16 protein-coding genes and 1 pseudogene are annotated in these 18,043 nt (G+C 65.0%); 7 read left to right on the top strand and 10 right to left on the bottom strand.

The features are described 5' to 3' along the window. Positions 1-403: 403 nt before the first annotated feature. Entirely contained in the window at positions 404-1,303 is a 900-nt protein-coding gene (locus tag FNJ47_RS04835; protein ID WP_163151205.1) for a LysR family transcriptional regulator, read from the bottom strand. A gap of 112 nt (positions 1,304-1,415) precedes the next feature. Here FNJ47_RS04835 and FNJ47_RS04830 point away from each other — a divergent pair, with 112 nt between their 5' ends. After that, positions 1,416-2,405: a zinc-dependent alcohol dehydrogenase family protein gene (locus FNJ47_RS04830; RefSeq protein ID WP_163151151.1), complete on the top strand. Its 990-nt coding sequence runs from the start codon at positions 1,416-1,418 to the stop codon at positions 2,403-2,405. Between the two features lie 108 nt (positions 2,406-2,513). On the opposite strand, the gene FNJ47_RS04825 is transcribed toward FNJ47_RS04830, so the two are convergent. Then, positions 2,514-3,986: a protein adenylyltransferase SelO gene (locus FNJ47_RS04825; protein ID WP_163151148.1), complete on the bottom strand. Its 1,473-nt coding sequence runs from the start codon at positions 3,984-3,986 to the stop codon at positions 2,514-2,516. Between the two features lie 196 nt (positions 3,987-4,182). Here FNJ47_RS04825 and aspS point away from each other — a divergent pair, with 196 nt between their 5' ends. Continuing rightward, positions 4,183-5,958: an aspartate--tRNA ligase gene (gene aspS, locus FNJ47_RS04820; RefSeq protein WP_163151146.1), complete on the top strand. Its 1,776-nt coding sequence runs from the start codon at positions 4,183-4,185 to the stop codon at positions 5,956-5,958. Positions 5,959-6,155: 197 nt separating this feature from the next. Here aspS and FNJ47_RS04815 read toward each other — a convergent pair whose 3' ends face one another. Beyond that, on the bottom strand, positions 6,156-8,153 hold the full coding sequence (locus tag FNJ47_RS04815) for a hypothetical protein (RefSeq protein ID WP_163151144.1): 1,998 nt from the start codon (positions 8,151-8,153) through the stop codon (positions 6,156-6,158). Between the two features lie 222 nt (positions 8,154-8,375). On the opposite strand from FNJ47_RS04815, the gene FNJ47_RS04810 reads away from it, so the two are divergent. Together FNJ47_RS04810 and FNJ47_RS04805 are read left to right on the top strand one after the other, a co-directional pair. Further along, positions 8,376-10,685, top strand: coding sequence for an NADP-dependent malic enzyme (locus FNJ47_RS04810; protein ID WP_163151142.1), 2,310 nt, complete (start codon positions 8,376-8,378; stop codon positions 10,683-10,685). A 155-nt stretch (positions 10,686-10,840) separates the two neighbouring features. Next, positions 10,841-11,293, top strand: a complete 453-nt coding sequence (locus tag FNJ47_RS04805; protein ID WP_163151140.1) for a DoxX family protein — start codon at positions 10,841-10,843, stop codon at positions 11,291-11,293. Between the two features lie 23 nt (positions 11,294-11,316). On the opposite strand, the gene FNJ47_RS04800 is transcribed toward FNJ47_RS04805, so the two are convergent. From FNJ47_RS04800 to FNJ47_RS04785, 4 genes and pseudogenes are all read right to left on the bottom strand, one after another. Next, complete coding sequence (locus FNJ47_RS04800; protein WP_347341608.1) at positions 11,317-11,874, bottom strand: dihydrofolate reductase family protein; 558 nt, start codon at positions 11,872-11,874, stop codon at positions 11,317-11,319. Between the two features lie 19 nt (positions 11,875-11,893). Next, positions 11,894-12,871, bottom strand: a complete 978-nt coding sequence (locus FNJ47_RS04795) for a polysaccharide deacetylase family protein (RefSeq protein ID WP_163151138.1) — start codon at positions 12,869-12,871, stop codon at positions 11,894-11,896. 172 nt (positions 12,872-13,043) lie between these two features. Beyond that, positions 13,044-13,608: pseudogene (locus FNJ47_RS04790) on the bottom strand (glutathione peroxidase). A gap of 84 nt (positions 13,609-13,692) precedes the next feature. Next, positions 13,693-15,480: a L,D-transpeptidase gene (locus FNJ47_RS04785; RefSeq protein ID WP_163151136.1), complete on the bottom strand. Its 1,788-nt coding sequence runs from the start codon at positions 15,478-15,480 to the stop codon at positions 13,693-13,695. Positions 15,481-15,703: 223 nt separating this feature from the next. Between FNJ47_RS04785 and FNJ47_RS04780 the strand changes: the two genes are divergently transcribed. Further along, a complete protein-coding gene (locus tag FNJ47_RS04780) occupies positions 15,704-16,276 on the top strand; it encodes a CreA family protein (protein WP_235999454.1) in 573 nt (190 codons plus the stop codon). 43 nt (positions 16,277-16,319) lie between these two features. Here the strand turns inward: FNJ47_RS04780 and FNJ47_RS51025 are convergent, their stop codons facing one another. Next, positions 16,320-16,682, bottom strand: a complete 363-nt coding sequence (locus FNJ47_RS51025) for a hypothetical protein (protein WP_235999453.1) — start codon at positions 16,680-16,682, stop codon at positions 16,320-16,322. A 306-nt stretch (positions 16,683-16,988) separates the two neighbouring features. On the opposite strand from FNJ47_RS51025, the gene FNJ47_RS49790 reads away from it, so the two are divergent. Further along, positions 16,989-17,147, top strand: coding sequence for a hypothetical protein (locus tag FNJ47_RS49790; RefSeq protein ID WP_165445532.1), 159 nt, complete (start codon positions 16,989-16,991; stop codon positions 17,145-17,147). 39 nt (positions 17,148-17,186) lie between these two features. Next, positions 17,187-17,582 (top strand): hypothetical protein, encoded by a 396-nt coding sequence (locus FNJ47_RS04770; RefSeq protein WP_163151134.1) that lies wholly within the window; start codon positions 17,187-17,189, stop codon positions 17,580-17,582. A 51-nt stretch (positions 17,583-17,633) separates the two neighbouring features. On the opposite strand, the gene FNJ47_RS04765 is transcribed toward FNJ47_RS04770, so the two are convergent. Both FNJ47_RS04765 and FNJ47_RS49785 read right to left on the bottom strand, forming a co-directional pair. After that, entirely contained in the window at positions 17,634-17,879 is a 246-nt protein-coding gene (locus FNJ47_RS04765) for a DUF6719 family protein (RefSeq protein WP_165445531.1), read from the bottom strand. Between the two features lie 11 nt (positions 17,880-17,890). Beyond that, positions 17,891-18,040 (bottom strand): hypothetical protein, encoded by a 150-nt coding sequence (locus FNJ47_RS49785; protein ID WP_165445530.1) that lies wholly within the window; start codon positions 18,038-18,040, stop codon positions 17,891-17,893. Positions 18,041-18,043 lie beyond the last annotated feature (3 nt).

Genomic DNA, 18,043 nt, shown 5'->3' with positions numbered 1-18,043 from the left:
CGGTTTTATCGCGCGATCGCGACGAGATGAGCGCTGCGAGGGAGAGCCGAAACGACAGCGGAAGCGAGCATGACGTTCGACGTCATGCGGCCTCGCGCCGATCAGACGCCCGCCGGCACGAAGGGGCCGGTCTCAACTTCAATTACTCTTCTTCGGTTCACTCGTAGCGCATGTTCTTCGGCGGCCGGCGCGCCGCAGGTATAGCCAGCACGACCAGGCACAGCGCGATCATCGCCAGTCCCATGAATTCAAATGCAAATGCGTCCACGACCCATTCTCCCCCATTAGAAACAGTTAGACTTGTTGGCGGAGCGTTGACGCGCTGTTAAGCCTTATGGTTACCGCCGGCGGCCTCCCGGCATGGTGGAGGGTGAGTTAACGCTCACATGGTCGAGCGCTCGGGCTACGCCACGAGTTTCGGCAGCGCCGCCGCGAGCGCGTCGACCGCAACGCGGACTTTCGGCGGCAGTCGCGGCGTCGGCAGCCACAGGGCATGGCAGTCGTAGGGAAATTCCCCCTCGTTGCCGAGGACGCGGATCAGCGCGCCGTTGTCGAGGCGTTCGCGCACCAGCCAGGAGGGCAGCCACGCCAGCCCCATGCCGCGCGCAGCGGCGTCGGCGATGGCTTCGAGATCGTCGAGCCGGAGCCGGCCGGCCGGCCACACCTCGTGCGGCGGCTGGCCGTCGCGCGGGAACAACCACGGGCGCGCGCGCCCCAGGCGGCGATAGACGATCGCCTGGTGCTGACTGAGCTCGTCGAGCGTGCGCGGCTTGCCGTGGGCCTTGAAATACGCGCGCGAGCCGCACACCACCATGCGCTGGCGTGCGATGCGTCGCGCAATCACGCCGGACTGCGCGTTGAGGTCACCGGTCCTGATCGCAAGGTCGTAGCCGCCTTCCATCAGATCGGTGACAGGATCGCCGAACGAAAGATCGAGCTCCAGCGCGGGATATTTCTGCGCCAGCTTGAGCAGCGCGGGGACGACGCAGTGGCGGCCGAGCAGCGCCGGCATCGTCACCCGCAGCCGCCCGCGCGGTTCCGACAGTTGATCGGCCGCAAGCGCGTCAGCGGCTTCCGCCTCAGTGAGCACCGCGCGGCAACGGTCATAATAGGCTTGTCCGAACTCGGTCAGGCTCTGACGCCGCGTGGTGCGGTGGAGCAGGCGGACACGGAGGCGATCCTCGAGAAAGCGGACATGCTTGCCGACCATCGGGCCGGACATCTCGAGCGCCTCGGCGGCGGCCGCGAAGGAGCCGAGATCGACCGCCCTGAGGAAGACGGCCATGCTGGTGAGGCGGTCCATCATTCGAAACTCCCAGTTTTGACTGTTGGACGATGATTTATCCGCTGAATTCGCCTTGGCATAGCTCATTCAATTGAACTGTTTTGCAATTCAACTGTCTGGAGTGCAGCCAATGGCTCGTGTCGTTCGTTTTCATCAACTTGGCGGTCCCGAGGTGCTGCGCATCGAGGACGTTGCGATCGGGCCGCCCGCGCGCGGCGAGATCCAGATCCGGATCAAGGCGCTCGGACTGAACCGCGCCGAGGCCCTGATGCGCAGCGGAACCTATATCGAGACGCCGCCGCTGCCGTCCGGCCTCGGCCTCGAGGCCGCCGGGCTCGTTGAAGCGATCGGCGAGGGCGTCGGCGGTTTCGCGGCCGGGGATGCCGTCAGCATCGTGCCGCCGATCTCGATGGCGCGCTGGCCGGCCTATGGGGAACTCGCCAACTTCCCGGCCGAGCTGGTGGTGAAGCATCCGCCGGCGCTGGGGTTTGAGATGGCGGCTGCGGTGTGGATGCAATACCTCACGGCGTACGGCGCCTTGATCGATGTTGCGCGGCTCGCCCATGGGGAGTTTGTGGTGATCACGGCGGCATCGAGCAGCGTCGGGCTCGCCGCGATCCAGATCGCCAATCGTATCGGTGCAATCCCGATCGCGGTGACGCGGAGTTCAGCCAAGGCGCAGGCATTGCGCGATGCCGGCGCCGCGCATGTGATCGCGTCCGCGGAAGAGGATCTGCAGTCAAGACTGGAGCAGATCGCGGGTCCCGACGGCGTTCGTGTCGTGCTCGACCCGGTCGGTGGTCCCGTCTTCGTGCCGCTGACATCGGCGATGGCGCATGGCGGCATCCTGATCGAATATGGCGGGCTCAGCCCCGAGCCGACGCCGTTTCCGCTGTTCACGGTGTTGAGCAGGAGCCTGATCCTGCGCGGCTACCGCGTGCATGAGGTTGTGCAGGATCCGGCGCGGCTCGCTGCGGCGAAGGCATTCATCCTCGACGGGCTTGCGGACGGCGCGCTGAAGCCGGTCATCGCCAGGACGTTTCCGTTCGAGGAGATCGTCGCGGCGCATCGGTTTCTGGAGTCGAACACGCAGTTCGGCAAGATCGTGGTGACGGTGTGAGAGTCGCTCCAGCGTCATTGCGAGCGAAGCGAAGCAATCCATCAGCCCGCGTACACGGAGGTATGGATTGCTTCGTCGCTTCGCTCCTCGCAATGACGGCGTAAAGACTCACGTCCCGCAGAACGTCTGCGTCACCAGCTGTTCGGGCAGCGGCGGTTCGGCATAAGCCGCAAATTGGGGTTGGTCCGCGTAGGGCTTTGCCAGCACCGTGAGCAATTCCTCGAACGGGGTGTAGTCGTCGTTGGTGACGGCCGCATGGATCACCGCCTCGATCCGATGATTGCGCGGGATGAAGGCCGGGTTGACGGCATTCATTGCGGCCTTGCGCTCGGCCGCGCTCCGCGGTTCGAGAGCAAGGCGCGTGCGCCAGCGTGCGGCCCATTCGTCGAACGCTGCGGGATCGGTGAACTGCGCGCGGACGTCGGCGGCGTCATCGGCTGCGGCCGCACCGAGATGACGGAAGGTCAGCGTGAAGTCGGCGGCGTTCTTCGCCATCGCATCGAGCAGATCCTGGATCAGCGCGTCGTCGCCGTCGCGCGCGGTGAACAGGCCGACCTTGGCGCGCAGCCCGGCCTGATAGGCCGCGGTGAATTTTTCGGGGAATTCGCCGAGGATCGTCTGTGCCCGCTCGATGGCCTTCTCCTGCTCATCGGCGAACAGCGGGAGCAGGCACTCGGCGAGCCGGGTCAGGTTCCACAGCGCGATGCGCGGCTGGTTGGCGTAGGCGTAGCGGCCCATCTCGTCGATCGAGGAGAACACCTGCGCCGGGTTGTAGGCATCGAGGAAGGCGCAGGGGCCGTAGTCGATGGTCTCGCCCGAGATCGAGGTGTTGTCGGTGTTCATCACGCCGTGGATGAAGCCGACCAGCAGCCAGCGCGCGACCAGCGCAGCCTGCCGCGCCACGACGCCAGCGAGCAGGGCGTGATAGGGCTGCGCGGCGTCCTTCAGCTGGGGATAGTGCCTGGCGATGACATGGTCGGCCAGCGCCCGCACGCCGTCGGTGTCGCCGCGGGCGGCGAAGAACTGGAAGGTGCCGACGCGGATGTGGCTCGAGGCGACGCGGGTCAGGACCGCGCCCGGCAGCGCGGTCTCGCGCATCACGGGCTCGCCGGTGACGACGGCAGCGAGCGACCGGGTGGTCGGGATGCCCAGAGCGAACATCGCCTCGCTGACGATGTATTCGCGCAAGACTGGACCCAGTGCGGCGCGGCCGTCGCCGCGGCGGGAGAACGGGGTCGGGCCAGATCCCTTGAGCTGGATGTCGCGGCGGACGCCGTCTCTGTCGATGACCTCGCCGAGCAGGATGGCACGGCCGTCCCCGAGCTGCGGCACGAAGTGCCCGAACTGGTGGCCCGCATAGGCCATCGCGATCGGGTCGGCGCCGTCAGGCAGCCGCTTGCCGGCGAGGATTTCGGCGCCCTCCGCCGTCGACAGCAGGTCCGGATCGAGCCCAAGTTGGACCGCGAGCGGCCGGTTCAGCTTGATCAGCCGAGGGGAGGCGACCGGGGTCGGCGCGACGCGGGCGAAAAAGTTCGCCGGAAGCGCCGAATAGGTGTTCTGGAACGGGAAATGGATGGTCATGGCCTGAAGATAGGCCTGCGGGCCGAATAGGCAAACGATTGGCGCCGGACCGCCGCAGAATCTGCAGTTTCGGGGCGAAACCGGCCGTTCCATTGGTTGCCGCACCCGGCCTCGTCGGGTAAACCCTCGGCAACTTCGGACAGGGCATTTTGGTCCTGTCGCGATTCGACCCTCCGACATCAGTTTTGGAACGAATATGCATCGCTACCGGTCACACACATGCGGCGCGCTCCGAGAGAGCGAAATCGGCGAAACGGTTCGCCTTTCCGGCTGGTGCCACGTCATCCGCGACCATGGCGGCGTGCTGTTCATCGACCTGCGCGACCATTACGGGCTCACGCAGTGCGTCGCCGACAAGGACTCGGCAGCGTTCAGCGGCTTCGAAAAGGTGCGTTCGGAATGGGTGGTCCGGATCGATGGCAAGGTGCGCCGTCGCCCCGAGGGAACTGCCAATGCCGAGCTGCCGACCGGCCAGATCGAGATCTATGCCAGCGAGATCGAGGTGCTGGGGCCGGCGGCCGAACTACCGCTGCCGGTTGCCGGCGAGCAGGAATATCCTGAAGACATCAGGCTGAAATACCGCTTCCTCGACCTGCGTCGCGAAAAGCTGCACCAGAACATCATGACCCGCGGCGCGGTGGTCGATTCCATGCGCAAGCGGATGAAGGAGCAGGGCTTCTTCGAATTCCAGACCCCGATCCTGACGGCGTCCTCGCCGGAAGGCGCGCGCGACTTCCTGGTGCCGTCGCGGATCCACCCCGGCAAGTTCTACGCGCTGCCGCAGGCGCCGCAGCAGTACAAGCAGCTGCTGATGATGTCGGGCTTCGACCGCTACTTCCAGATCGCGCCGTGCTTCCGCGACGAGGACCCGCGCGCCGACCGCCTGCCGGGCGAGTTCTATCAGCTCGACGTCGAGATGAGCTTTGTGACTCAAGACGACGTGTTCGCGGCGATGGAGCCTGTGATCACCGGCGTGTTCGAGGACTTTGCCAAGGGCAAGCCGGTCACCAGGAACTGGCCGCGGATCCCGTTCGCGGAAGCCGTGCGCAAGTACGGCTCCGACAAGCCCGATCTGCGCAACAAGATCGTGATGCAGGAGGTCTCCGAGCACTTCCGCGGCTCCGGCTTCAAGGTGTTCGCGCGGATGCTGGAAGACCCGAAGAACCAGGTCTGGGCGATCCCCGGCACCGGCGGCGGCAGCCGTGCGTTCTGCGACCGCATGAACTCCTGGGCGCAAGGCGAGGGCCAGCCCGGCCTCGGCTACATCATGTGGCGCGAGGGCGGCGAGGGCGCGGGTCCCTTGGCCAACAACATCGGCCCGGAGCGGACGGCTGCGATCCGCGATCAGCTCGGCCTGAAGGAAGGCGACGCGGCGTTCTTCGTCGCCGGCGATCCCGAGAAGTTCTGGAAGTTCGCAGGCCTTGCCCGCACCAAGCTCGGCGAGGAGCTGAACCTGATCGACAAGGACCGCTTCGAGCTCGCCTGGATCGTCGACTTCCCGATGTACGAGTATGACGAGGAAAACAAGAAGGTCGACTTCTCGCACAACCCGTTCTCGATGCCGCAGGGCGGCCTCGATGCGCTGAAGTCGCAGGATCCGCTGACGATCAAGGCGTTCCAGTATGACATCGCATGCAACGGCTACGAGATCGCCTCCGGCGGCATCCGCAACCACAAGCCGGAAGCGATGGTGAAGGCGTTCGAGATCGCGGGCTACGGCGAGCAGGAAGTCGTCGACCGCTTCGGCGGCATGTACCGTGCGTTCCAGTACGGCGCCCCGCCGCACGGCGGCATGGCGGCGGGCCTCGATCGCATCGTGATGCTGTTGTGCGGCACCAACAATCTGCGCGAAATCTCGCTGTTCCCGATGAACCAGCAGGCGATGGACTTGCTGATGGGCGCGCCTTCGGAAGCGACGCCGAAGCAGCTCAAGGAGCTGCACATCCGCACCAACCTGCCGGCAAAGGGGTAGCGGCCTTTACCTCGCCCCGCTTGCGGGGAGAGGTCGGATCGCATCGCAGATGCGATCCGGGTGAGGGGGAGTCTCCACGAGTCCGTCCGCCAGCAATTTTGCAGAAGCAGCCCCTCACCCCAACCCTCTCCCCGTAAGAACGGGGCGAGGGAGGAGAGCAGTGCGTAGCCCGGATCGAGCTAACGGGCCGCGGGAGTTCACAACCCCGTCGACGCCTCGATCTTGAATTGCGCCAGCGCCGATTGCGGATCGGTCTTGAGCAACTGCATCAATTGAAGCGCCGGCGCCTTGGCGCGCGGGGTCAGCTTGATGACGAGCGTCTGTCCCGGCGTCTCGATGAACTGGCTGATGGCGGTGACGAGGGCGGTGGCATCCGGATTGGCCGCGCCGATCGCGTCGCTCTGCGCCTTGATGCTGTCGAGGATGGCCTTGCGCGCTTCGTCGCGGCCGACGTTCTGGGTGCGGGCGAACTGGGCGACCGCGAGGTCGATGACGCCGAGGTCGTGGACGACAAGCTCGATCGTGCCGGCCTCGATCTGCGCGGCCGCGCCCATGGACTCCGCCGCGCTGGTCGAAAACGCCTCGCGCGGCACATTGCCGAGCGCAACCTTCGCCGACGCATTCAACAGGCCCGCCATGTTGAGCTTGACCGGCTCGAGCGCGAGTGTGCGTGACGCCTCGGTCCAAACAGCGCCGAGATCGGCATCGACCGCCATCCGGTCTATGCCGGCGGCGACCAGCGCCTGCTGCTGCGGATCGGCGGCATCCAGCGGCGCCGCCATCTTCGCGACCAGTCGCAGTTTGCTCGGGATCGTTCCGACGAACTGACCCCAGTCGAGGCTGAGGACGTCGATGTTGACCGGCTTGCCGGTGGCCTTGTAGGGCGAGGTGACGCCCTTGACCTCGACGCCCTCGATCAGCGGGAGCAGCGCCAGCGCCTGTTCAGGCGACGGCTTCTGTCCAGCGAACTGTGCCGTTAGCCGGACGGATTTGGCGACATCGAACGACTTCAGCGCGAACCGTCCGACCTTGAAGGTGCCATTCGGCGTATGTGTATCGAGTCCTTCGACCGCAAGCTCGCCGATCTTGCCGTGTTCGAAGTTGAAGCGCATCGAGGCGAGCTTGAGCGGGGGCTCCGATGTCTCAAGCAAGAGCCCATGCATCTCGGCGTTTCCGATGCCGGCGCCTGAATAAATGTCAGCTAGTTTCTCCAGCAGGTCGCGCGTCTGGGCTGCAGACGGTGGCGGGCTCCCCGGCGGCGGGATCATTGCCATCAGCGCCGGCAGTTGCATCCGCGACGGGTTGATCCTGACGTCGTCAACGGTGATGCCGTCGATCCGCATGTTGACGCGAGGCGTGGTCGTGGCGGTGATCACATAAGGGCCGGCGGAAACATGCCCCTGAACCCGATACTCCCGGTCGTCGTTGGCCTTGGCGGGATCGAATATCGCCGCCATCGCGCCGACGTCGATATCGGTCGCGACGATATTGGCGAGCTCGCCGGTCATCTTGATCGGCGTGCCGGTCGCTTGCTGGTTGACCGTGAACGCAACCTTGTCGGTCTTGCTGGACGCGATTTTTCCGTCCTTCATGTTTTCGATGGCAAGGCCCGAATAAGCGAATTCGCCGCTGGCGCCGTCGCCAGCATGCGCGACCGCGCTGAAGATCATTGGTCCGGTCAAAGTGGGCGCGCTCACCGATGACGCGTTGATGTGCGCAAGCTGAGTGAATGCAAACCGGTACAGATCGAAGATCGACGAGGAGGCCGGAAGCTGCGCCAGGGCGGCGGGACCAGAATAGTCCTTCACCGTGATCCGTGGCGCCTTGTAGCTGAGGGAGGCGATCGTCGGGGTCGGCCCGGCCACGCCGATCTCGACATCATTGAATGCGACGTTGTCGGCGGAGACCCGTGCCCCGTCCGGCTGACCGAGGCCCGTCATCGTGAGGCTGGCAATCTTGACGTTAACAGGGGATTGCGCGCCCAACTCGGTGGCGATGTCCGAAATCGTCAGGGTGCGGCTCTTGGTGTCGAAGGCGATCTTGCCGTGGCTCGCCTTGGCGCCGCCGGCGCGGATCTGCTCGAAGGCGGCCTCGACGTCGCGCGTGACCCGGCGCTGGGCATAGAAGTCGAGACCGAAGTAGCCGCCGGCCGCGATAACTGCGACGGCGACCAGGCCGAGCAGAATTTTCTTCATTCGGTCAACTCCGGATCATCAAGGGAAAAAAATTGCCAAGCGGCGGTCGGAAGGTGCAGCATCGATGAATGGCCCGCCCGGGCCTGTTGACGGGGACATTATCGGATGTTGCATCCAAGCGGCTGGACATGCTTCACATCCAGCTCGATTTGCCGGACAACTGACTTTTGCCTGGATTAGCACAGAAACAAGAAATTTGGGCCGGAAACGCGGGGAGCACGTATGTCGTCATCGTCTGAAGAACTCCATAACGCCGCGCTCGCCTATCACCGGCTGCCGCGGCCGGGCAAGCTCGAGATCCAGGCGATCAAGCCGCTCGCCAACCAGCGCGACCTGGCGCTGGCCTATTCGCCCGGCGTAGCCGCCGCCTGCACCGAGATCGCCAACAACCCGGCCGAGGCGGCAACGCTCACGGCCCGCGCCAACCTGGTGGCCGTGGTCTCGAACGGCACCGCCGTGCTCGGTCTCGGCAATATCGGCCCGCTGGCCTCCAAGCCCGTCATGGAAGGCAAGGCGGTGCTGTTCAAGAAATTCGCCGGCATCGACGTCTTCGATATCGAGATCAATGCCAACACGATCGAGCGCGTGGTCGAGACCGTCGCCGCGCTGGAGCCGACCTTCGGTGGCATCAATCTGGAGGACATCCGCGGGCCGGAGTGCTTCGAGATCGAGACGCAGCTCAAGGAGCGCATGAAGATTCCGGTGTTCCACGACGACCAGCATGGCACCGCCATCATCGTCGCCGCCGCGATCGTCAACGGGCTGCTGTTGAACGGCAAGCAACTGCCCGATGTGAAGATCGTCTGCTCCGGCGCGGGCGCCGCTGCGATCGCGACCCTCAATCTCCTGGTCTCGATGGGGGCGCAGCGCAAGAACATCTGGGTCTGCGACATCGACGGCGTGGTCTATGACGGCCGCAACACCACGATGGATCGCTGGAAGGCGGTCTATACCCAGAAGACCGACGCTCGCGTGATGGCCGACGTCATTCCGGGCGCGGACATCTTCATCGGGCTGTCGGCGCCGGGCGTGCTGAAGCCTGAAATGGTCAAGCAGATGGCCGACAAGCCGCTGGTGATGGCGCTTGCCAATCCGGTGCCGGAGATCATGCCGGAAGAGGCGCGCGCGGCGCGGCCCGACGCGATGATTTGCACCGGCCGGTCGGACTATCCGAACCAGGTCAACAATGTGTTGTGCTTCCCCTTCATCTTCCGCGGCGCGCTTGACGTCGGCGCCACCGCGATCAACGAGGCGATGAAGCATGCCGCGGTGGATGCGATCGCGCAGCTCGCGCGCGATCCGCCGTCGGATGCGGTGGCGCACGGTTTCGAGACCGGCGAGACCCAGGGGTTCGGTCCAGGCTCGCTGATCCCGAGCCCGTTCGATCCGCGCCTGATCCTGCGCATCGCGCCGGCTGTCGCCAAGGCCGCGATCGAGTCCGGCGTCGCGACCCGGCCGATCACCAATTTCGACGAGTACGCCGCCAACCTCGAACGCTTCGCGTTCCGCTCCGGCCTCACCATGAAGCCGGTATTCGCCAAGGCCAAGACCCAGCCGGTGCGCGTGATCTACGCCGAAGGCGAGGACGAGCGCGTGCTGCGCGCGACGCAGGTGGTGCTCGAGGAGAAGCTGGCGCGGCCGATCCTGGTCGGTCGTCCGTCGGTGGTCGAGACGCGGATCAAGCGCTTCGGCCTGTCGATCAAGGCCGGCCGCGACTTCGATCTCGTCAATCCCGAGGACGATCCGCGCTACCGCTCCTATGTGCAGTCCTACATCGACGTCGCCGGCCGGCGCGGGGTCACGCCGGAGGGCGCACGTACCGTGGTCCGCACCAACAATACGGTGATCGCAGCACTAGCGGTGTCGCGCGGCGAGGCCGATGCGATGCTGTGCGGCGTCGAGGGCCGCTACATGAGCCACCTGCGCCACGTCCGCGAGATCATCGGCTTCCTGCCGGGTGTCAGCGACTATGCCGCGTTGGCGTTGATGATCACCTCCACCGGCGCCCATTTCCTCGCCGACACCCAAGTGCGGCCGAATCCGAGCGCGGAGGAACTGGCGGAGGTCGCGTCGCTCGCGGCGATCCACGTCCAGCGCTTCGCCTTCAAGCCGAAGGTCGCCTTCGTGTCACATTCCGACTTCGGCAGCTATGATACGGATTCCTCGCGCAAGATGCGGCGGGCTACCCAGCTGCTCAAGGACAAGCATCCGGAGATCGAGGCGGACGGCGAAATGCAGGGCGACACCGCGCTGTCGGCCGTGGCGCGGCGGCTGGTGTTGCCGCAATCGCGGCTCGAAGGCGAGGCCAATATCCTGATCATGCCGAACCTCGACGCCGCCAACATCGCCTACCAGATGATCAAATCGCTGGCCAACGCGCTGCCGGTCGGACCGATCCTGATCGGTCCGGCGCGTCCGGCGCACATCCTCACCCCCGGCGTGACGGCGCGCGGCATCCTCAACATGACCGCGGTTGCCGCGGTCGAGGCACAGGAGCGGGCCGGTCGCGCGCAGCCGACGCTGTTCGGCTGACGGGGTTGTTTGAGCACGTTATGTTCGGAAAACCGCAGCGCTGTTTTCCGAATCGTGCTTGAGCCGAGATGGATTCGATTTGATCGAAACAGGCGGGGCGGCCATAATCGCTCCGCCTGCTTCGTCCGATTTCCGCCATCCATTGAGGCCGACCCATGCCAGCGTTCATCACCTTCGGACGGATTCTGTTCGCCGTGCTGTTCCTCTATTCAGGAGCGAGCAAGCTGTTCGGCATCCAGGCAACGGCGGATGTGATCGCGGCGAAGCTGACGATCCCGGCCATCGCCGCGCCCTACACACAGCAGATCGAAACCTTCGTCGGCATGCCGTTCATGCAGTTGCTCGCGATCACTATCGGTGGCTTCGAGATCCTCGCCGGGCTGATGATCGCGGTGAACCTGCTGGCGCGGTTCTTCGCGCTCCTTTTGATCATCTACGTGTGCGTCGTGACCTTCTACTTTCATGATTTCTGGAACCAGCCGGCGCCTGACAACTTCAGAACCCTGATCGATGCGCTGAAGAACCTGTCGCTGATCGGCGCGCTGTTCATCATCGCCGGCTACGGCCGCGGCCCGCGCCGCGACGACCCGGCGTACGGGGACGTGTAGGGCGTTACCCGCCCATCAATCTCTCAACCCGCGCGCCGCCACGGCGTGACGCTAACCTCGTTCTCCGGGTCGATCAGTTGCGGCGCGCCGGCGTGAAGGCCGTGCGCAGCGAGCACCTGCTGCGGGGTGCGGGCAGGGACGCCGGGAAAGCACGGCTCGCCGTCGGGGAGGCGCACCTTCGACGCGACCGAGAGCCAGAATGTGTCGTAGCGGTCCATGAACATGCCGAACACGCCGGGGCCGCCGATGACGGCGACCATGCCCGATGTCACGCCGGCCTCGCGGCTCGCGGTCTCAAACGGGCAGCCTGCGGGATTCCACAGCAGCGCCTTCGGATTATCAGGGTCGGGCGCGGTGGTCGCGACCTTGGTCGTCAGGATCAGGCGATGCCGCTTCGGTGCGTTCGGCTGCTCTTCCTGGGAGTGTCGGCCATGCACGACGAGGTCGGCACGGTCGAGGGCTGCGGTGAAGAACCGCTTGTCGCCCTCGATCTTGAGATCGTCGGGCATCACATTCCGCGCATTCGCCAGCCGGCCGTCGGCAGAGACGATGACGAAACCCTCGATACGCAACGCAGACACCAGGACGATGACCGGCGGTCTACTGATCGACCGTGGTGACGACGCTGTTCACCGGCCGCGAGCTCACGGTCGGCAGCTTGACGTCCTTGGCGAGCTCCTGCTCGTATTGCGGCAGCACCGTCGCCGGGAATTTCGCACGCATCGCGACCACCTTGTAGCCGCCGGCCTTGAGCTGCGTCAGCAGCGTGGGCAGGGCTTCCGCGGTGTGCTTCTGGAAGTCGTGCATCAGGATGATGCCCTTGCCGAGCTTGGCGAGCTTCTTCATCACGGTGTCGATCACGGCTTGCGAGTTCTTCGACTTGAAGTCGAAGGAGTCGAGGTCGCAGGAGAAGATCGCGATGTTGCGATTGCCGAGATAGGTCACCATTTCAGGCGGATGCTGCAGCGCCGGGAAGCGGAAGAACGGCGAGGGTGAGGTCTCGAGCGCCCATTTGACGGCGGCCAGGCCGCGTTCGATCTCGTCCTTCTTCTGGTCTTCGGTCAGCTTCTTGTTGTTCAGGTTCTCGTGCGACCAGGTGTGCGAGCCGACGGTGTGGCCGGCGGCATAGACCTGCCGCAGGATTTCCGGATGGTAGGTGGCGTGCTTGCCGATCGGGAAGAAGATGCCCGTGGTGCATTCATCGGCGAGCGCCTTCAGCACCGCCGGCGTGTTGCCCGGCCACGGACCGTCGTCGAAGGTCAGCACCACCTCGTGGTCGCGCAGGAAGTCGAGCTGCTTGAAGTGCTCGAAGCCGAAACCGGGACCGCCTGTCGTGTCGATCTCGACGGTGCGGGCGACGCCGAGCGCATTCGGATTGTTGCAGGCCGCGCGGGCCGGCTGTGGCGCTTGCTTCGGCGGCGCTGGAGCGGCCGCTGCGGCGGGCGCAGGTGCTGGAGCCGCGGCCGCCGGTGCCGCGGCCGGCGCGGCGCCCTTGGCGGGCGGCGTCTGCGACCAAGCTGCGCTCGACGCGAGCAACGATACGGTCCCTGCGAAAATCAGACCTGCCGCAATGCGCATGGCGTGTTCCCTGCTGATCGCGCTCCAGGCGGCGGCATCGCCGCGACCGGGCCGCTTTCGCCCCCAACCCATTGTACCTTAGTCGCAGTCGCGACGCCAAGGCAATGAACGTGGCGGGCCTGTGCCCAAAATCCTCGTGGGATCAGTTAATTCCGGGGATTATCGCCGCTTGTCAGGCGGCCGCCAATGCCCGTGCGATCCCGGTCTTGATGCGGGTATCGTCGGGCGTGACCGACTCAGGGAAGACATCGGCAATGTAGCCGTCGCGGCCGATCAGGTATTTGTGGAAATTCCAGCGCGGCACGTCCTTCGGCCGCGCCTCGGCGGCCCAGCGGTAAAACGGATGCGCGTTTGCGCCCTTGACCACCGCTTTCGCAGCGATCGGGAAGGTGACGCCGTACTGATGCTGCGCGGTCTCGGCGATCTCGGTCGGGCCGCCGGGTTCCTGGCCGCCGAAATCGTTGGAGGGGACGCCGATGATGACGAAGCCGCGCTCGCGGAATTCGGTCCACAATTGCTGCAAGCCGGCATATTGCGGCGTGAAGCCACAGAGCGATGCCGTGTTCACGATCATCAGGGGATGGCCGGCGTAGTCGGCAAGGCGAATGTCGCCGCCGCTGAGTGCCGGGAATGAGAAGGCGTAAGCCGTGATCCGGCTCATCGCGGGCTGCTCGGCATGCACGGGATCCTGCGGCCGCGGCGAATGCCGCCACGATCAGTGTCCTGCGGTCCATCATGGTCTCGTCCCCGGAACAGATGTTCCGGCGACTATAGTCCAGCAGGGCAAGCGCGGGCCTTCAAGAAGGCGTTATGGCTTGCAGTCAGCGTAGCGGCAGGATGAAGTCGGTGCCTTCGCCGGTCTCGCCCTGGTTGACGCCGAGGTCAGACACGATGATCGAACCGCCGGTGCTGAGCGCTTCGTTGACCCGCGCCATTGCATCGGCCGGAATCGAGATGCGGTCGAGTGCCTCGGCCGGGGTGTTGATTGCCGGCTGCGGCTTGGCTTCGACCGGCGATGCGGCCGCCACCTTGCGGCGATGCGAGGCACGCTCCTCGACGTCGATGCGCGCGGCGTTGCGGGTCGGCAGTGTCACCACCGACCAGCGCAGCAGGTTCGTATCGGTCTTGTCGGCTTCCGCCGTGAACACGTGGGTGCCGAGCGGCCGGTCGCTTTCCGCGATCGTCACCGGTACCTCGAACAGCGGCGTAAAGTTCTGCCGCACATAGAGCTTGGAATCCTTGCGGCTGATGAACACCGCGATCTGGCCGGCGCGCTTCGGCGCGTCGATCCTGGCGACGCCGGGCAGCCGGGCCGGATCCTTGGCTACATCCTTCGTGGCATCGGGCGCATCGGCGGTAGCTGCCTCGGCGGGCTTGTCAGCGGTCTTGACCGCATCCGTAGCCTTGGCCGTGTCCTTGCTTGCCGCGTCAGCCTTGAGTGCATCAGCCTTGGGTGCATCGCCCTTCGATTGATCGGTCTTGGCCGCATCGGCAACGCCGGGCGTGGCGGCGTCCGCCTTCGGCTCGTCGGCTTTGGCTTCGGCCTTCACCGGGTCGTTCGCGGAGACCTCGGCCTTCGGCGTGTCGGTGCTGCCGGTGGATTCGCCGACCGTCTTGTCGTCGGTGGCGAGGCTGCCGTTGCCGGCGGCGGAATTGGTCTCGGCCGTGTCAGCGGCGGTGGTCTCGGGCTTGGTCAGCTCGGGCCTGTCGGCCGCAAGCTTCTCCGCGATGGCGTCGCGTGCGGCGGCGGTGGACGCATCGGACATCGTCGCCGACGCGCTCGCCGCCGGCATCGCGCCGCTGGCATCGGCGGTGTGGGTGTTGTCACGCAGCGAGGCCGCATGGCCGACGCTGCTGCGCAGATCGAGGCCGGTCTGCGGCTTGTCGGCGCCCTTGTCGGTCTTCACGCCGAGCGGCGCATCCATCTTCAGAACATCGTCGGCAACCGGCTGCGGCGGTGCGACCTTCTGCGTCACCAGCAACGGATGCCAGAAATTCTCCGGAGAGATCGTGCCCGGCGTGACGAACACGCGGGCGCCCATCCGCGTCCAGTTGTACATCTTGACCGCAAACGACATCGGCATCCGGATGCAGCCATGGGACGCCGGATAGCCGGGCAGCACACCGGCGTGCATCGCGATGCCCGACCAGGTGATGCGCTGCATGTACGGCATCGGGGCGCCGCTATAGATGTTGGACTGGTGGTACTTCTGCTTCTGGATGACGCTGAAGACGCCCATCGGGGTCGAGTGACCCTTCATGCCCGTCGACACCGGGCTCTCGGCGTAGAGGCCGTTGGCGTCGTAGACGCTGACCCGCTGCTGGTCGATCGAGACCGAGATGATCAGGGGACCCTGCGGCTTGCTGCCGGCTTCTTTCTCAATCGCCGGCTTCTTCTTGGCGGCATTGCCCTTCAGCTTTTGCCGGTGCGGCTGTGGCAGCGGCTCGTAATCGCCGCCGTAATAGGCAGAGTCGCGATTCCAGTAGAACAGCGCTGCATCGGCCTGTGAGGAGGCGGCGAGGGTGCCGGCCGCCGTCAGAATTGCAAACTGCCAGAACCGCCCATTCGCAGAATCAAAAATCGAAATCCGACGTCCGCTTGCGCGCATATTCCGAATCCCAGTCCAAACTATCCATTGGTTGTCGCAGACGCCGAACGCGTTCACCAGCGCAAGCGATCTAACCCTTCCGTGAGGGGCTAAGTTTCGACGAAACAGTAACAAAAAAGCCTCACAAGAGGTTAAAGCGCGCGGTCTGATCACCGAACTGTCAGCGCCTTCCTGTGCGGCGTTTGCGCACTACATAGGCGGGAACCATCCCGCGGAGACCTCAATGACATCGAGAACTGTGAGCTTGTGTGACGTGCGGTTGTTGTCTCGATGGGGATGCGCGGCGCTGCTGACGGTGCTGAGCCTGGTGTTGACCTTGGGACAGGCACCTCCCGCGGCCGCAGCGGATGAGCCGGACCTGATTTTTCGCCGCTCGACCGTGTTCAAATGGGTGAGCCCCAACGACAAGCTCGCGACCTATGGCGTCGACGACCCCGAGGTCGAGGGCGTGGCCTGTCACTTCACGGTGCCGGAGAAGGGCGGCTTCAAGGGCTGGCTTGGCCTCGCCGAGGAAGTCTCCGACATCTCGCTGGCCTGCCGGCAGATCGGGCCTATTCGTTTCAAGAACAAGCTCGGCCAGGGCGACGACATGTTCCGGCAGCGCCGGTCGCTGTTCTTCAAGAAGATGCAGATCGTGCGCGGCTGCGACGCCAAGCGCAATGTGCTGGTCTACATGGTCTATTCGGACCGGTTGATCGAAGGCTCGCCGAAGAACTCGACGTCGTCGGTGCCGATCATGCCTTGGGGCGCAGCCGACGCCACCGCCGTGCAGAAGTGCGGCGAGTTCATTCAATAGCCGGAGCAGGGGCTTGGCCGGTTCGGCTGAAGCGGCGGACGAGCTAGCGGTTGGTTTGCCCGAACTGCTTCGTACTGAGGCTGAGGCCGGGACGGACCTTCGAGTCGCGGCAGCCGACGAGGCGGACCAGCTTCTGCGGCGCGCACTCGTTGTCGCCCATCACATAAGCGCCCTGCTGCGGCATCGCGGCCGTCATCTGTTGCTGCTGGCCGGATTTGCTCGCCGCGGATTCGTTGCCAACACCCATGTTGCCATTGCCCACGACCGACATCCTTCGTTGGATCGGATCACAACAACCGTTGTGATCGGGAATCACCACAACGTGCGACCGCGGAGATGGTTGCACGGCGCCCAGATAAGTCGGCCGAACCGTCGCCCGGTTCATGCAGCCCTTGCTGCGCTGCATCCTGTCTCAGCAGAGGAAAGTTAAGAAAGCGCGGTAGGGCGCTCAATTTGCACGCATAATCGAGCCATCCACAGCCAGGCCAGGTTGAACGCTCGAAATCTTGAGCAGGCTGCCTGCCGCTCAGCGGCTACTGAAAACATTGGCATTTTTCGGCCAATGTTTCGTGGACCGCTCGTCGACGAAACAAGTCTCGTGCCGACGAAACCATTTTCAGCTTGTTCCGCAGAACTCCGGAAACGGCAGATCGTTATCAAGCCGTCAACACAACGGCGCCGGGCGCCAAGTCGGAATGACGGAGACAGACAAATGCGGACCATGAGCCTGATCCTCGCCTTCGCCTTCGTGATGTCCGATTCGTCGATGGCTGGCACCCCGGACAGCGGTTTGCCCGGCATCGGCACCTTCTCCTATAACGGCTCGCCGGTCGTCACCTCGGCCCCGATGGTGATGGCGCAGGCCAACTGAGCGCGACGCGACAAACAGAACTGCCGGTAAAGGCTCCCCATGTTGCTCCGTATCTGTTCCGCCGCGATGTTGGCATCGCTTGTTCTGGCGGGTTCCGCGCAAGCCCAATCCCAACTCCCGCTCGAGTCGATGCAGATCCGGTCGCTGTACCGGGCGCCTGAACCGCGCGACGAATTCGTCCGCCAATGCGCGCCGCATATGCTCGGCCGCTGGGCGCATCCCGAGGCCGTGTGCGGCTGCCTGCATGATCATGCCGCTGCGACGGTGGATGATCCAGATCTCCGCCAGGCGCTGCTGCGCGGCATCAGCGAGACCGGTGTGCCGACGATCGAGACCGATTGGGTGCCGTCGTCCAAGCAAAGCGAGATCGGCCCGACCTTCACCAAGATCGCCAAGCCGACGCTGCAATGCATGTTCGAGCCGATCTCGAACTGAGCGGCGTGTTGATGCAATGACGATGCAGGCGCGCCTCGCGGAAGCGGGGCGTTATTTTTTGGCGAGGCGCGGCACGCAGCTGAGGGTCCGCACCACGCCGTTCTGGCTCAGCTTGGCGCCGATGACCTGCTTGATCTGCCCGGCCGGGCACGAGCCGTCATCGACGAGGACGCGCTGACCGACCCGGAGGTCGACGATGTCGCCCTCGCGCATGTAGGATTGCTCCGCGACGGCGGAGTGAGCCATCGCGCCAAGTGCTGCGGCGCTGACCAGCGCGACCAATCCGATGCGCGGCATCGCGGCCTCCTTCACTTGTTCTGGATCTTGACCCCATCCGGGCCGACATTGATCTGCAGGCCTTCGGGCTGCTTCTTCGCCTGATAAAGATTGTAGCCGAGCATGCCTGCGATCACGACCAGCGCGCCGATCACGAGATACAGGACGTTCCGATTGGGCATCCG

This window comes from Bradyrhizobium uaiense (assembly GCF_010811875.1).
GTDB lineage: Bacteria > Pseudomonadota > Alphaproteobacteria > Rhizobiales > Xanthobacteraceae > Bradyrhizobium > Bradyrhizobium uaiense.
This window is presented reverse-complemented; position numbering and strand designations above follow the sequence as displayed.

Excerpts from the sequence above, each read along its gene's own strand:
- FNJ47_RS04835 (WP_163151205.1), bottom strand. The coding sequence starts at position 1,303 with ATGGACCGCCTCACCAGCATGGCCGTCTTCCTCAGGGCGGTCGATCTC.
- FNJ47_RS04830 (WP_163151151.1), top strand. The coding sequence starts at position 1,416 with ATGGCTCGTGTCGTTCGTTTTCATCAACTTGGCGGTCCCGAGGTGCTG.
- FNJ47_RS04825 (WP_163151148.1), bottom strand. The coding sequence starts at position 3,986 with ATGACCATCCATTTCCCGTTCCAGAACACCTATTCGGCGCTTCCGGCG.
- aspS (WP_163151146.1), top strand. The coding sequence starts at position 4,183 with ATGCATCGCTACCGGTCACACACATGCGGCGCGCTCCGAGAGAGCGAA.
- FNJ47_RS04815 (WP_163151144.1), bottom strand. The coding sequence starts at position 8,153 with ATGAAGAAAATTCTGCTCGGCCTGGTCGCCGTCGCAGTTATCGCGGCC.
- FNJ47_RS04810 (WP_163151142.1), top strand. The coding sequence starts at position 8,376 with ATGTCGTCATCGTCTGAAGAACTCCATAACGCCGCGCTCGCCTATCAC.
- FNJ47_RS04805 (WP_163151140.1), top strand. The coding sequence starts at position 10,841 with ATGCCAGCGTTCATCACCTTCGGACGGATTCTGTTCGCCGTGCTGTTC.
- FNJ47_RS04795 (WP_163151138.1), bottom strand. The coding sequence starts at position 12,871 with ATGCGCATTGCGGCAGGTCTGATTTTCGCAGGGACCGTATCGTTGCTC.
- FNJ47_RS04785 (WP_163151136.1), bottom strand. The coding sequence starts at position 15,480 with ATGCGCGCAAGCGGACGTCGGATTTCGATTTTTGATTCTGCGAATGGG.
- FNJ47_RS04780 (WP_235999454.1), top strand. The coding sequence starts at position 15,704 with ATGACATCGAGAACTGTGAGCTTGTGTGACGTGCGGTTGTTGTCTCGA.
- FNJ47_RS51025 (WP_235999453.1), bottom strand. The coding sequence starts at position 16,682 with ATGCAGCGCAGCAAGGGCTGCATGAACCGGGCGACGGTTCGGCCGACT.
- FNJ47_RS49790 (WP_165445532.1), top strand. The coding sequence starts at position 16,989 with ATGCGGACCATGAGCCTGATCCTCGCCTTCGCCTTCGTGATGTCCGAT.
- FNJ47_RS04770 (WP_163151134.1), top strand. The coding sequence starts at position 17,187 with ATGTTGCTCCGTATCTGTTCCGCCGCGATGTTGGCATCGCTTGTTCTG.
- FNJ47_RS04765 (WP_165445531.1), bottom strand. The coding sequence starts at position 17,879 with ATGCCGCGCATCGGATTGGTCGCGCTGGTCAGCGCCGCAGCACTTGGC.
- FNJ47_RS49785 (WP_165445530.1), bottom strand. The coding sequence starts at position 18,040 with ATGCCCAATCGGAACGTCCTGTATCTCGTGATCGGCGCGCTGGTCGTG.